This is a genomic window from Actinoplanes sp. NPDC051470 (assembly GCF_040682035.1).
Taxonomy (GTDB): domain Bacteria; phylum Actinomycetota; class Actinomycetes; order Mycobacteriales; family Micromonosporaceae; genus Actinoplanes.
Map to the genome: position 1 here is coordinate 303,691 of NZ_JBFBAA010000005.1, position 15,271 is coordinate 318,961.

The 15,271-nt window shown below is 65.4% G+C and carries 7 protein-coding genes; 4 read left to right on the forward strand and 3 right to left on the reverse strand.

The window, feature by feature from the left end; all coding sequences use genetic code 11:
• Positions 1-157: 157 nt before the first annotated feature.
• Positions 158-6,076, forward strand: a complete 5,919-nt coding sequence (locus AB0M54_RS12555; RefSeq protein WP_364470704.1) for a LamG-like jellyroll fold domain-containing protein — start codon at positions 158-160, stop codon at positions 6,074-6,076.
• A 330-nt stretch (positions 6,077-6,406) separates the two neighbouring features.
• Here AB0M54_RS12555 and AB0M54_RS12560 read toward each other — a convergent pair whose 3' ends face one another.
• Positions 6,407-7,264: an IS5 family transposase gene (locus AB0M54_RS12560; protein ID WP_364470706.1), complete on the reverse strand. Its 858-nt coding sequence runs from the start codon at positions 7,262-7,264 to the stop codon at positions 6,407-6,409.
• A gap of 272 nt (positions 7,265-7,536) precedes the next feature.
• Between AB0M54_RS12560 and AB0M54_RS12565 the strand changes: the two genes are divergently transcribed.
• Positions 7,537-7,710, forward strand: a complete 174-nt coding sequence (locus tag AB0M54_RS12565; RefSeq protein WP_364470708.1) for a hypothetical protein — start codon at positions 7,537-7,539, stop codon at positions 7,708-7,710.
• A gap of 280 nt (positions 7,711-7,990) precedes the next feature.
• Here the strand turns inward: AB0M54_RS12565 and AB0M54_RS12570 are convergent, their stop codons facing one another.
• The gene (locus AB0M54_RS12570) at positions 7,991-8,791 is read right to left on the reverse strand and encodes an alpha/beta fold hydrolase (protein ID WP_364470710.1); all 801 of its coding nucleotides are present in this window, start codon (positions 8,789-8,791) and stop codon (positions 7,991-7,993) included.
• A gap of 1,662 nt (positions 8,792-10,453) precedes the next feature.
• Here AB0M54_RS12570 and AB0M54_RS12575 point away from each other — a divergent pair.
• Positions 10,454-11,344, forward strand: a complete 891-nt coding sequence (locus AB0M54_RS12575) for a hypothetical protein (protein WP_364470712.1) — start codon at positions 10,454-10,456, stop codon at positions 11,342-11,344.
• 1,309 nt (positions 11,345-12,653) lie between these two features.
• A complete protein-coding gene (locus tag AB0M54_RS12580) occupies positions 12,654-13,313 on the forward strand; it encodes a hypothetical protein (protein WP_364470714.1) in 660 nt (219 codons plus the stop codon).
• A gap of 692 nt (positions 13,314-14,005) precedes the next feature.
• On the opposite strand, the gene dndA is transcribed toward AB0M54_RS12580, so the two are convergent.
• The gene (dndA, locus tag AB0M54_RS12585; RefSeq protein ID WP_364470716.1) at positions 14,006-15,142 is read right to left on the reverse strand and encodes a cysteine desulfurase DndA; all 1,137 of its coding nucleotides are present in this window, start codon (positions 15,140-15,142) and stop codon (positions 14,006-14,008) included.
• Between the last annotated feature and the right edge of the window lie 129 nt (positions 15,143-15,271).

The window sequence follows — 15,271 nt, forward strand, 5'->3', positions numbered from 1 at the left end:
ATGCGATGCCCCCATGAAGGAGTCCCGAGGCATCATGGTGTCGCTCGCGCCGTCCCAGCGTTGTCTTTCGTGGACCATGACCGTGATTGCTGCGCTGGCCGGCGGAACGCTGGCTGTCGCCGTCCCGGCGCAGTCGGCTATGGCTGCGACTCCAGGCTTGGCCGGCAAGCGTGCCGAGCCACCGGCCGACCCCGTAGCGGCAGCGGTCACCAAGGCTCGCGCCGAGAGCCGGCCGGTTCCGGTGGACCGGCTGACCGACGAGTACTCGACGACCTCGGTCAACCCGGACGGCACGCTCACCACCGCCCATTCCTCGAGCCCGCAGCGGGCGAGACGAGACGGAACCTGGGCGCCGATCGACACGACGCTGGCCCGGCAGAGCGACGGCAGCTACACACCCCGCGCCGCGACGGCCGGGCTGGTGATCGCCGCCGACCGCTCCACACGCCTGCTGACGATGACCGAAGGCAGCCGGCAGATCTCGTTCACCTGGCCGCAGGCGCTGCCCGCCCCGGACGTCGCCGGTGACACCGCCACCTACCGGGAGGTCTACTCCGGCGTCGATCTGCAGATCACGGCGGACCCGACCGGCTATTCGTCGGTCCTGGTGGTCAAGACCCGGGAGGCGGCCGCCAACCCGGCATTGCGGACCGTCGACTTCGGGCTGACCGGTCGCAACGTGCGCCTCGCGGAGACGGAGCAGGGCGGCGCCGAGGCCGTCGACGTCGCAGGCGGCGGGCAGGTCTTCCACACCGATACCGCGCTCATGTGGGACAGCACCCCGCGGGCCGCGGCGCGGAAGTCCGACGGGGCACGGCCGGCCGACGAGGCGCCGGGTGCGCAGCAGCTGGGGCGCAACGTCGCCGAGGTGAAGATTGACATCGAGGACGGCAAGCAGCAGCTGACCCTGGACCAGGATCTGCTGACCGGCCCGTCGACGACCTTCCCGGTGTACGTGGACCCGGTCTGGTCCGGTTCACCGTCGCCGTCGCAGCTGAACTGGGCGCGCATCTCGTCAAATGGCTGGAATGAGTACAACTCCACGTCCAAGACCGGTGCGACCAGCGCCCGGATCGGCCTGGACGACTGGCCCGCCGACGGCGGCGCCGGGGAAACGGCCCGCACCTACTACCAGATGAACACCTCCGGCATCAAAGGCGCGGACATCTTCGCGGCCAGCCTGTACGTGGTCCAGCGGCACGCCGCCTCGTGCAGCGCCACCCCCGCGGACGTGTACGCCACCGCCCGGCCCAGCGCCTGGAACTCGTCGGCGCTGAACTGGGGAAAGCAGCCGGCCAAGCGCAGCGCGTTGCTAGCTTCCGTCAACGGCCGGCAGGTGGACTGCAACACCTCGAAGGAACGGGTCAGCCCGGCCAGCCTGAACTTCAACGTGCTCAGCTACATCAAGGCCGCATCAGCCAGCCAGATGAGCAACGCCACCTTCGTCGTGCAGGCCAAGGACGAGAACGACAAGTTCTCGTGGAAGCAGCTCGGCTTCGGCGGCGGCGCCACCCTCTCAGTCACCTACAGCTACAAACCACAATTCCTCAACGGCACCGGGAATCCGCGGCTGACCCCGGCGATCGTCGACAACGGAGTGCTGCTGACCACCACCCACACCCCGACGCTGTCCGCGCAAGGCTTCACCCCCAAGGCCAACGGACTGCAGGAGAACGTGCAGATCGCCTACCAGGTGTTCAACGCCGCTGGCACCAAGATCCTGTCCGGCTACGGACCGGCCAGTGGCTACAACCTCAACGGTAGTCCCTGGACGGTGAACTCCGGGCTGCCGGACGGGCCCTACACCTGGAAGGCGGCCATCAAGAACGCCTCCGGAGTCTGGGGCGGTGTCTGGTCGGCCACTCAGGCGTTCACCGTCGACACCAGCAAGCCCAACCCGCCGGGCATCAAGTCGACCCAGTTCCCGCCCGATCAGCTCGGTAGCGGGTACACCGACCGCGGCGTCTTCGAACTGGTCAACGACAAGACCAACAACGTCAGCGCCTACCTGTTCACCCTCGACGGCGACCTCAGCAGCGTCACCGCGGCCAGCCCGAACATCAAACCCTGGACCAGCACCACCGTGATCCAGCCCGGCCTGATCTACCGCGCCACCGCCGACAACGCCGCTGGGACAGCGCCCGCCTCGGACTTCGTGCTCAACGGCTTCGCCGGGGTCACCTTCGCGCCCGCCACCTCCGGTCAGCACAAGGTTGCCGCGAAAGCCATCGACCGGGCCGGATCAACCTCCACCCAGACCATCTACTCCTTCTACGCCGGCAACAGCACCCCGATCTACGCCACCGGCGACAAGCTGATCAGCGGCTGGACCGCCACCAACGGCGACGGCAGCACCACCGTCGTCCCGGCCGCGACCACCACCAGCCGAACCGGCGCCCTCACCGCCCAGGTGTCCCGGCCCGGCCGCTACTACATCAGTGGCCAGCAAGCCATGCTGGCCAACCTGTCGACCACCAGCAAGGTCGCCAACGGTGACAGCGCCACCTTCTACATCAACCTGCCCACCACCGGCCCCTGGGAGATCGGCGCCAACCTCACCACCGCCCAGGACTACGGCACCTTCACGCTGACCTTGGACAAAGGCACCGCGAACGCCACCAGGCTCGACAAGGGCGCCGGCGCGGGCATCGACGCGTACAGCACCACGGTGCTGACCAAGTATCTCAACTTCGGCATCGTTGAGGACGCGTCCAAGACACCACGCGAGCTTGCTGCTGGGCTGCACAGCATCACCCTCGACATCACCGGCAAGAACGCTGCGTCGACCGGCTTCCAGGCCGGCATCGACGCCTTCCGCCTCGCCCCGAGGATGACCTGCCCGATCAACAACACCACCACCTGCTTCAACAACACCGCGATCAGTACCTACACCGCCGGCACCACTCCCACCGTCACCCCGGCCGACGCCACCGGCAACGGCACCAGCCTGGACGCCGCCGGCCTGCGTGCCGCCGGCTGGACCCCCGGCAGCACCGTCACCGTCAACGGCGCCGCGATCACCCTGCCCGGGGCCTACGGAACCGGCGTGCGCGACAACATGCTGGCGACCGGTCAGATGGTTACCATCCCCGCTGCCGGCGTGGTCAACGAGGGCAACGCCGTGGTCCTGACCGGATTCGCGACCGGGGCGATCCCGGCCGGTAAGACCGGCACCATCGCCTACGGCAGTGGCTGCGACCTGACCAGTCAGCCCTTCACACTCGACGCGATCACCGACTGGGCCTCCACCTCGTCCGGCGATTCGGTGCTCACCTTCCCGCGTCGCAACAAGAGCAACGCCACCCAGGAGAACGTGCCGGTCAGCCTCTTCGCGATCGCAGTGCCCCTGCTCTGCCCCGGCGTACCGGTCACCAGCATTACCCTGCCGCTGATCTCGAATGAGGTTTCGGCCAGCACCTCGTCGCTGCACATCCTCGGCCTCGGCATCCGGCCCACCTCCACCACCGGCAGCAGCAACCCGGTGCGCTGGACCGGTAGCTGGGCCACCGCCCACGACACCGCCGCCGTCAAACAGGCCAGCGGCAGCACCACCATCGACGCTGGCCTCAACAACCAGACCGTCCGCATCCCCGCCCAGCTCAGCATCGGCACTGCTGCCGGCCACCAGATGCGCGTCCGGCTGACCAACAGCCTGGGCAAAACCCCGGTCACCTTCGACGCCGTCACCCTCGCTCTGCGTGACAACGGCTCCGCAGCCGCAGCCACCCCAACCCCGGTCACCTTCAGCGGCGCCCGCGCGCTCACCCTGCCCGCCGGCACTGACCGGCTCAGCGATCCGATCTCGCTGGCCGCTCCCGACCGGGCCGATGTGCTGGTCAGCTTCAAGGCCCGCGGCGCCCTGACCACGCTGGCCGGCCACCAGGACGGACGCACCCCCATCTACGTCAGCGCCGCCGACAACATCGACCACACCGGAGAGAGAGCCGCCACCAGCTTCACCCAATCCAGCATCCTCGGCACACCGTTCCTGGCCGGCGTCGACGTCACCACCACGGCCGCGCACCCCGCCGGGTCGGTCGTCCTTTTCGGTGACCAGACGGTAAACGCCGACACCGCCACCGCCGACGGCCACAGCCAACTCGACAACCGGCTCGCCGAGGCCCTCGCCGCCGCGCCCGCCACCGGCAACACCGTCCCGTTCGGTGTCCTCAACCTCGGCTCCAGCAAAGCCAGGCTGCCCGCCACCACCGGCGAACCGAATACCGCCACCGCCGCCGTCGACCGCGCCATCCTCAACCAGAGCAACGTGCGAGCCGTACTCATCTCCACCGGCTCCAGCGACCTGCTCGCCTGCGCCGCCACCACCCCCGAAGCCTGCGCCAGCCCGGTCCGCGACAAACTGACCGCGCTCGCCGTGCAGGCACGCCGATTCACCACCGACGACGCGAACGACCCGACCCGCATCCCCCGGACCCAGAACGGAACCGGGGCGATCAAGATCTACGTGGCGACGCTGCCACCGTTCACCACCGCCGCCACAGCCACACAGGAGGCGGCCCGCAAGGCGGTCAACGACTACATCCTGGCCGTAGCCGGCAGCAACAACCTGCAGAGCAACACCGACGGGCCCGTCGACTTCGCCGAAGCGGTCTCCACCGACAACGACCACGCCTCCGCCACCACGCGCGACGAATACCTCAGCACCAGCAGCCCGCGAGTGCCCAACAACGCCTACTACCAGGCCCTGGCCGAGCAATACCTCAACGAAGTCGACGGTGACGACTGGGTCACCGAGGACCAGACCGGCGGCACCGACCCCGCCGCTAGCCCGGTCGCGGTGTGGACGTTCGGCGACGCCGCAGGCGCCACCGCCGTCGACACCGGCTACGGAACCGGAGCGGACCAGACCACCCACGACGCCGCCCTGCACCAGGTGACCTGGGGCGCAGGCCGCATCCCACGCCGCACGGCGGGCACCTTCGACGGCACCGGCAGCTACGCCGACACCGGCCTGAACACCAACACGGTCCAAAGTTTCACGATCTCCACCTGGGTACGCCTGACCGACAAAACCAGCGACCGCGTCGTGTACGCCCGCGAATCCGACGACGGCTTCGCCTCCCTGAACCTGCGCTACCAGCAGTCCACCGACCGCTGGGCCGCCCAAATGCCTTCGGCAGCCGCCGGCGGCACCGTCACCTGGCGCGAAGCCATCGCGACCGAACCCGCCCGCACCGGCCTCTGGACCCACCTGGCCGCCACCTACAACGCCGACCTCAACACCCTCACCCTCTACGTCGGCGGCGCCGCCGACAGCCGGACCGAACAGGTCACCGCGTTCAACGACCCCGACGGCCCCACCTGGATCGGACGCAGCGACACCAGCCGCTTCGCCGGCGACATCGCCGACCTGAAAATCTGGCACCGCACCCTCAACGACGCCGAACTCGACACCGAAGCCGCCCCCACCCCCGTCGCACGATGGGAACTCGACGACGACACCGACCCCGCCAAGGCCGTCGACTTCACGCGCGAGCAGAACCACGGCACGCTCGTCGGCGCAGCCACCTACACCGCTCCTGGCCACCGCGAAGGAGACCTTCGAGCAGTACGGCTCAACGGCACAGACGCCGCCATCACCGCGCCAACGCTGCTGCGCACCGACCAGTCCTTCACCGTCGCCGCCTGGGCCAGACCCACACGCACCGACGGCAGCTACACCGTGCTCGGCCAGGACGGCACCAACACCGGCCGGTTTGCCATCCAATGGAACCAGCAATGTACCTGCTGGCGATTCGTCAGCGCCGACACCGACCAGGCAACAACCACCACCAGCCAAGCCGTCTCACCGGCTGCATCACCCGCCAACACCTGGACCCACCTCGCCGCTGTCTACGACGCGGCAACCGGCGCCATGACTCTCTACGTCAACGGCCGAGCCGCCGGCACCGCGACCACCACCGCGACGCCCTGGAACGCCACCGGCTCTTTCACTGCCGGACGCAGCCGCCGCAACGGCACCAACACCGAATGGTTCCCCGGAGACATCGACGCCGTACGCGCCTACCAAGGCACGCTCACCCCCGACGCGATCCACGCCCTCAGCGTCAGCTAGCCGCGAGCGCCGCCCACAGCACCAGCCCGTTGCGCACGCCAGCCTCCATCGCGCCGACACACAGCGCGATACCCGCGCCGGTGTAACGCCACAGCTGTTCCCGTTCCGAGTCCAGACCACCGCTCGTGGGCGGCGTCCTTCCAGTAGTCGGAGCTGGTGGGTACGTTCGTATCGGATCAGGCCTTGTCGGCGAGCTCCGCTGAGCGCGCTGCGAAGGACGGCCGAGATCTGAGAAAACAACATGCCGGCCACCGCGTTTCAGCGAAGTAGCCGCGTGAGGCTAGCGGCCTGCGTCGCTAAGAGGACGTCTGATTAACGTATTTTGCGGTGTTATGCGTTTTGGGATTCTCGCCAGGTTGGGGTGGTTTCGTCGGTGAGCCGCCGGGCGAGGTTGTCGATCATGGCGATGGTGATCATGCTGGCGGAGTTGCCAGGAAGGGTTTCGTAGTCGCGTACGAGCCGGCGATGCTGCATGAGCCAGCCGATCGTGCGTTCGACGACCCAGCGGCGCTTGACCACGCTAAACCCTCTGACCTGCGGATCCTTGGTGACGATCTCGACGTCGACGCCGAGTGTGGCGCCGTGTTCGACGGTTTTGACCTTGAACCCGGCATCGACCCAGGTCTTGGTCAGCGTCGGGTGGATGGCGGTGGCCTGGTCGAGCAGATCGTTGCCGATGGTGTTGTCGCTGACGCTGGCGGCGGTGACGATCACGGCGAGCAGCAGGCCGAGGGTGTCGGTGATGATGCCGCGTTTACGGCCGACGATCTTTTTGCCGGCGTCGATGCCTTGGGTATTGGTGGGCACGCTGGTCGATGTCTTGACGCTCTGGGTGTCCATGATTGCTGCGGTCGGCTCGACGGTGCGGCCGTGGTGATCGCGGACGAGTCCGGTGAGCTGATAGTTGAGTTCGACGAAGATCCCTTCCTTGCTCCATAAGGCGAAGTAGCCGTATACCGTCGCGTGTGGAGGGAAGTCGTGCGGGAGGTAGCGCCAGGCGATACCGGTGCGGTTGACGTAGAGGATGGCGTTGAAGATCTCGCGCAGGTCGTGGGTGGGAGTGCGGCCCTTGATCCCGAGCGCGGTACGGACGTCGGTGCGAGCCTGGCGCCACGCGGTCAGCCGGGGTGCGATCAGGGCCCAGCGGGCGTCGGACAGGTCGGACGGATATGCGCGTCGTTCGGTCATGACCTGGGGATACGGTGGTACAGGCAGGCGGTGGGGACGCCGGGTCCGTCGATTCCTGGCGGAAAGCTGATCAAACACGATCGAGGGATTAAAGCCCGCAGATCTACTCATATCAGAGTCAGCTCGAAAGGGTTGATTCGGGTGTATCGGCCAGCCAGGGCCATGATCGCGTTTTCTCAAACCGCCGTTAACACACCTACACCACTAAAACGTCCAGTAAGACCGCATCTCATTTGGGAGTGTTGTAGCTCAACATCATTCGCTGTTCGGGTGTGGGTGATGTGGAGAAGTACTGCCCGGAGTCGTTGTGGAGTCTCGTGCAACCGTTGCTGCCCGCGTACCCGGAAAGGCATCGGGGTGGCGGGCGGCGGCGGATCGATGACCGGGTCGCGGTCGCGGCGATCGGGTACGTCCGCCTCAACCTTCTGACCAGCAACAACCCCTAATGAGATGCGGTCTTATACTTCGAGAGGTAAGTTCGCGTCGTCCGAGACGACCGCCGGCAGTCCACCAGGCGCCTGGTCAGTCTAGTGACGTTTACCGCCAGTCCGGGTCGGTGCAGTCCGGAGTAGCGCCGCAAATCCGCGTAGCTCCGAAAAGTCCGAGGACCCACCGAGCCACCCACGACCCCTGCGCGGACCATCCGCCGACGACGCTGGCGACTCCCCCGCGCTGCGGCCGGGGAAGGTGACACGACGGTTGCCGGCAGGAGAAACGCCGGGACGGTCAGGCCGCGGCCGGGCGATAGAGGCTGGGGGGAAGGTCGGCGTCGGCGATATGGGCACGGATCATCGCCGCGAACAGATCGGGTTCCTCACCGCTCCACGCATGACCGACTCCGGGTACGAGTCGCGCGTCGCCTAACGCGAACCCGTCGGCCAGAACCGGCAACGACCGCAGAATCATCTCGTTCTCGTTCGTCCCGGCGACGGCCAGCAAACGGCACGGTGACGATCCTGCCGCGGCCGGGATCCCGAAGACGGTGACCTCGTCACCGACCCGCGCGAACGTCCCTCGCGCCACCTCCTTGGCCGCTCTGCGGTAGCCGGCGAACTCACCTGGGGGCACCTTGAGCGCCTTCGCGTTCGCGCGCACCATCGGCCCGGACGTCGCGAACGGACCCATGACCCGGCCGAGCAACCGCATCATCGCCGGATGTGGTAAAGGCAGCACGTTCACCCCGCTGACGACAACGCTGCGCACCACAGCCGACTCGTTCGCCGCGAGCAGCGCGGCGACATAACCGCCGAGCGACAGGCCGACAACGTGAGCCCTCCCTGCCGCTGTACGGGAACGAATAAGCTCTGCTACCGCCTGCACGGTGTCAGCCAGCGATACCCAGGCCCGGCCGCTGCGTCCATGGCCCGGCAGATCGGGCACCAGGACATGGAAATCCTCGGCGAGCACCGGTGCTACCCGATGCCACATCCAGCCGCTCGTACCCAATCCATGCAGCAGAACCACGGCGTCGGCGTTGTCCCGGCCAGACTCATCCAAAGAGGAATTCACAACATGATCATCCACCACGCGGCCCGACCCCGCACCGCCTCCTTGTCGCCGAACGTCATCCCGATCTGCCTCTCGTTGCCGTGATCGGATATCCGGATCTGCCGCCGATAAAACGCATTTGAGACGATGATGCCGAGTACGGCGCAGGGTGGCCGGGGCAGTTTCGCGTGGGTGGAGGGCCCGGCTGGGTACCGATTACCGTCTGCGCAGACCCGAACTGAGACGTCCGTCGGCCTGGGCTTTGTCGCGGATCACGTCCCGTTTTCGCAGCCGACTTCGACATAGGAGTGAGGCGGGCGAGCAGGTATCGGACCTGCGCCTTGTTGTTGCCCCGTAGACGGAAGTTGTGGATCGACGTGAAGTCCTCGCTCGGCAGTGCGCCGGCGAGCGCCTCCGCTATCTGTTGTTCGGTGTCGCAGGCGCGGAGCAGGGCGATGAGGTGCCGGTATTCCGCCTCGAAATCGCGAGCGCCGAGGGGTTCGTCGTTGAGCATCCGCGACACGTAGAGGCGGTCGAGATAATTGGCGACCAGGCGGAATCAGATGGGTACGGACGACCGACCGATAAGCCTGCGGCGCGGAAGGCCGCAGCCGGCTCTCCTTTTCCACCAGCCAGTCCTCGAGCCAACGGCGCACCGTCCAGGTCCGCACCCTCGCCTGCGGCCCGGGGCATGCCAACGAGATCGGCCAGGGCATGTTCAGCGATCGCCCGATCGTCGTATTCGCCGCGACGAACCCGAAACGGCCGCCCGTCGACGGTGACAACCTGCAAGGCGAAGTACCACCGACCATGTGAGGCCTCGCCGCGCCGGGGACATCGCGCGCGCCCACTGCCGGCCGGTCGCCGGGTTACGGCAGGCTTAACGCCGGTACACCGTCCCTCGCTGACCGCGCCCAACACCGCGTCGGCCACCGCCGATGAGCGGCGGTCGCTCGACGAGCGGTCCGGACCTTTGATTCGCTGTATAGACAAGGTTTGTTCTCTCTCAATGATCAGAGAGGACTTCCGTCCATAGATCCGGATCCGGAATCACTGGCGACCGCCACGGTACGAGCGCGCACTGACACCAAGTGTGATCAGCGCGGTGACCCGCAGAGCAGGATTGCGAGTCACGAGCGTGACTCACAACTGACTCACACGGCCGGAGAAGACATTCATAATCGAACATCTTCCCAGGCCAGCTCGGGTGGGGCGGACGTTGCACCATGCGAACCGCCCGGTCGTCGTTCGGGGCAACCCGCTGCCGGGACGTTTGACCAGCTCACGCGTCAGGCATCAGCACTCGAAGTCGTCGGCGGCGGCAACCGGCCCCACCTTCATCGTCGAAGCGGTCAGGACAACTTACCATTGAGCGTTTCCTACGGGCTTGCCCAAGTGAAGGCGGTCTTGGGGTGGGCTGCGGAGTGAGGCGAGGCTCCCGGTAAGAAAGCCATCGACCATGAAAGCGTTTGCTGTCAGATCCGCACCGAGTCGATGGTACTTGTCCACCAGAAACCCGACACCGCCGCTCGCGGAGTGAGAGAAGAGCGACTGCTAGCGGCGTGCACTCTAGATCGATAACCGATATGACCAAATTTACCTGTCCGGCCAACTCACAGCAGCAGGGGCGAACCATCCAATCTTGACCTAGAGTGACTTCACATTCACTTTGGGCAATGTTTGCTGGGTTGGAGATCGGCGATGGCGGGCAGCAACCACAGAGCCAACTGCGCTAATGCGAAGAATCCGGGATGTGTATGTTCCGGCTGCGCCGGCGCGCTGCACGGCTGGCACGGATGGACCAAGCTTGCGGCAGATACTGATAAGGCCCGCCTCGACCGCCGCCTTGAGATCAAGGCCAAGGTTGAACGAGACCGACACACTGGCCTTCTGGGTTTCAATATGCGCAACCGGCAAGCCTTCATCGACCTTGCCCGCTTGGACCTGGCGGATTACCTGTCGAGATCCAGTCCGCCGACGCCACCTGCCGGCCCAGTCCTTCCACAGGTCGATCTTTCCAACCCGACAACGTTCTCGTCTGATTTCGGCAAACTGAATACTCTCGCCGGAACGGTGATGGCCGAAACCTGGGATGAGATCGAGCCAAAAATCGAGGCTCAAGTAGGAGATAAGCGCACCGCAAACGAGGTGAAGAAGCAACTGGCTAACCACACCTGGTGCACTCTGCTGGTTACCCTGATTCGCTGGCTTGAGCAGGTCGAAGAAACATTGCATGCAGTAGCCGACGCAGGCAAAAGACTCTTGGAGAAAGCGCTGACCAAAAGCTTGACAGGATTTTCCAAGGCATTGGCCAGCATAGTGGTGGGGATAATCATCGACAAGGTCTGGTCAATCCTGGCCAGACTGCTGGAGGCACACTTCCCGTTACTTGGTGAGGATTCCTTGCGAGTGCTGCGCATTCTGGCAGTTTTCGCTTGTCCGTCCATTGAGCATCATCCGGAGGTCTACAAGTACACGGTCAGGCCGTTGATGGGGGACGCACTTAACTTGATCTCTCAGGATGTCAAGGAGCAGGTCGCTACGCTCTTCAATGCGTGGTGGCATCAGCGCGGCCCTGAAGCCATCGCCTAGATGGTTACCATTCGCTCCCAAGAGCACTTACGTGGCTGCTCGACCGGGCCCGCGTCGATGGCGTGAGCTGGGACGCAAGCCCGACGAGGGCGTGACCGGACTGCGGGCGCAATCACCGCACCGCGGGGCTTCCGGCGACTCGGCCCGGAGCCAGCATGACGAGTGGTTGCCGCTCGCGATTCCCGTGGCAGCTGCACCCAGCTCCTCATGGGAGACGATGTACATGCGAACCGCGCCACCGTCGTTCCGGGCGACCGCTGCCAGGTTGTTTACCAGATCACGAATAGGCCCTAACGCTCGACCCGTCAACAGCGCCAACACAGCGCGCCATCAGGACCCAAGTGGTACCGTATTCGGTACAAATCTGGAGGACTCGTGACTTCAGCGATCAGTGCCAGCGAGGCGCGCAAATCTCTTCGACTCACGGCATCCGCGACGTCGCCCCAGAGCCCCACAGTGGCCAGAAAGGCTAATTCCCCCTGCCCCCTACACGGCCCAATCTTTTTGACACGTAAGCGTCAATACAAACTTGACGCTTACGTGTCACTGAAAATCCGACATCGCAAATCACTGGACATCCACCCTCACCGGCGAGAGTCTCGACATAATCTCGCTTGACGGAGGTCGACCATTGGCATCGCCAAGAAGGAAAAGGAAGCGGCAGCGCAAGGCTCTCGGGTTCCCAGTCAGCACGAGGCCTGCAAAGGTGTCCTTGCCAAAACAAGCGCAAAGACTCCCTCAGAAACAGCGACTCTGCTGGAATTGTGAACACGGCTGCCGAACAGAGAAGAAGATCTACGATTGGGTATGCGCCAACTGCGCCTACGAGTTTGATCAGTACTTCTCGATGCTCACCGTTTTTCACGGGCCGGTCGGCACCGCAGAGGCGTTCGCTCACGCCACGGCAAACGGAATGCTGCCGCCGCCTGGACCTCGCGGTCGAGGGGTCAACGTCCGCAAGCCTGGCGGAATGCCGGTGGCGGTCCAGGTTTGCGCTGGCCATCCACGGCTTAGCGTTGCCCCCGGCTTGACCCGGCCGGTTCGGGTAATCGCTGATCAACGCCAGTGCTGAGGCTGAAGCGAACCACCGGCCGAGAACCGGGCCGGCGGTTCGCATGAAAGATCATCCGTGGACCGGACGATGCACCATGCGAACCACCCCACGGGCATCCCCGGAACCCCGCTACCAGGACGTTTGACCAGTTCGAACCGTATACGGCCGCCCCGCTGATCTACCTGGCGACCGCTGTAGGCCTTACCACCACGATCCTGGCATCGATCAACTACGATCCCAGCCGGGGTGTCGCGGATGACGGACGGGCAGGTACAGCGGCAGCAGGCGGTCGACGTGTTCCCTGCCGGTGTGTGCGACGGCGATCGCGGTCCAGGTGGATGGGCAGCTGTCCTTCAATACGGAAGTCGCACCCGTGAGTTCCACGGTGCCGAACTCCTACCGACGTCCAGCGATCGGATGCTGTTGACGGCGGTGGCCGAGGCCCTCGACCAACTGACCCGACCCGTCGCGGTGCGCGTTCATGCCGACCCAGCCGTTGTCGGCCGGCATCGCGACCTCAGGTCGCGGCTGGCTGCGGCCTCTCGGCCACATCAGGTCCGGTGGGTCGGAGAGGCCACCTCCGGCACTGGAGTCGAACGGGCGGGCGCCTTGGCGCAAACCGGCCTGCTCGAGGCCATGCAACAGCTCGACTCCCGGTGCGTCCATGACCTCGTCACCCGCCAGTGCTGGCAGTGTCGGCCGTTGGCTGGCACGCGCCCGGAGCGCGTCGCGGTCACCTCCGGTGGCGCGGTCTTCCACCTCAGCCAGGGCTGCACCGCCCTCAACGACGGTTGGCGACGCATCGAGCGAAGCGGCGGTGTCCGATCAGACCTGACGTGGGTACCGACCGTCGACGCCATCACCGCTGGACGCGGCGCGTGCGAAGTCTGCTGCGCCGGTCGCGACATCCGATAACACTGACAGCGCGCCGGCCGGAAGGGAATATCGTCTCGGCGTCCTACGACTTTAGAACCAGCCCCGCGGGAGGCCATTGAGGCTGAACCCAGGAAATCGGCAGCGGCCACTCGTCCTGCTTCAGCTCCCTATACGTTACGAGCCAAGGGCTACCGCACACCCGGCGAATGTGATAATTGGGGCGGATCGAACCGAGGTGGACCTCCCTGGGATCGAACCGAGGTGGACCTCCCTGGGATCGAACCGAGGTGGACCTCCCTGGGATCGAACCGAGGTGGACCATAGTTGGCAGAATGAGAACCGCATACCCGCAGCTCAGGGGCCTGTTGTGATGGTTTCCGCTGTCCGCAAGCGGTTGGCCTGACCCGCCGCCCACGCCCGCGCCTACACCCGGGTACATCTTGCCCGACGCGGTTCCAGGCCCTCCCGATTGAACGGCTTGGAGCCCAGACCGGGGAAGGCAGCACAACGACTGCGATGCTCGGACTGGGCAGCCCAGCGCCGCACTTCAGCCAACGCGAGAAATTGATCTACACAGGAGACAAACCACCGGAATTGAGATTATATCTGGTTATTGGCGCGCTGATGCGTGCGCCGCAGCGTTCAGATCGGGTATTGAGTCGGCGGGTGCCTCCCTCGGGCAGCAGGGAGTATGGCCTTGGTGGAGAGGCGGCCGGCGAGCCAACTCGCGCCTAGATAGCGATGAGGTCCCGCAGACGCGTGGCCGCCTCAGTCCAGTCGACTGGCTCGGTCAGGTGAGTCCACGAGAGGCGAAGCGCGCTGCGAATCTCGTCGTCAGGAAGCTCCATCGCGGAGAGCACATGGCTGGGATCGTACGAAGCTGAGGTGCAGGCGGATCCGTTGGACACGGCGAGAAGGCCACGCCATGCCACCATGACCGCCTCAGAGTCCAAGCCTGGCAACGACAGGTTCACAACGTGCGGCATCGTGTGCGCGGGCTCACCGTGGATGACGGGATCTAGGGGCGCGAGCCCGCGAAGAACTTCGCCCCTGAATGCGGCACAACTGGCCCGCCGCTCGGCGTGCTCCGCTACCGCCAATTCGCTGGCAAGGCCAAGACCAGCAATCAGCGCCACGGGCAACGTTCCGGGCCGGAGTCCACGCTCCTGACCGCCACCCACGAGCAGCGGCGTGAGGGGAGGTCGCCGGAACCCACGCCTGCGAGTGACGAGCGCCCCGATGCCCTTGGGGGCGAAGATTTTATGACCGGAGATGGATATCAGATCGATACGCTCATGGCGCAGCTCAGGCAGGAGCTTGCCGAATGCTTGGGCCGCGTCCACATGGAGGTACGCCGACTGGTCCGCGAGGAGACCGCACAGCTCCGACAAGGGCTGGATGACACCAGTCTCGTTGTTGACGGCCATCATTGACACGACCAGGGTGTCAGGACGCACTTTGCTGGCGATCTCTTCAGCTGAAACTCGACCAAACCGGTCCGGTTTGACTAAGTCGATCTCGAATCCGCTACCCGCCAACCGCTCAAGGGGCCCAAGCACGGCCTTGTGCTCGATCGCGGTAGAGACGATGTGCCGCCTGTCCGAACGCTCGCCCTCAGGTGCAAGTCCCAGCAGCGCGATGTTGTTCGCCTCAGTGGCGCCAGACGTGAAGATCACTTCGTCGTCGGCGGAGTCAACCACTTGGGCGACCTGCCGCCGCGCTCGTGCAACGGCGGTCTGAGCAGCATGGCCGATCTCGTGCGTGCGGCTGCCGGCGTTACCGAACTCCTCCGTGAGATATCCCATGACGAGGTCAGCGACACGCTTGTCCACGGGCGTCGTGGCGTTCGCGTCAAGGTAGACGGTCAACGTCCTGTACCTCCTGGTCGAGCTGGTCGAGCTTGGCGGCTCCCACAACCTGCGACTTGCCGACGTCTATGATTCACCCTTCGACACGGCAGCGGCAGGTTTGACGGTTCTACGTTTCCAACTTAACGT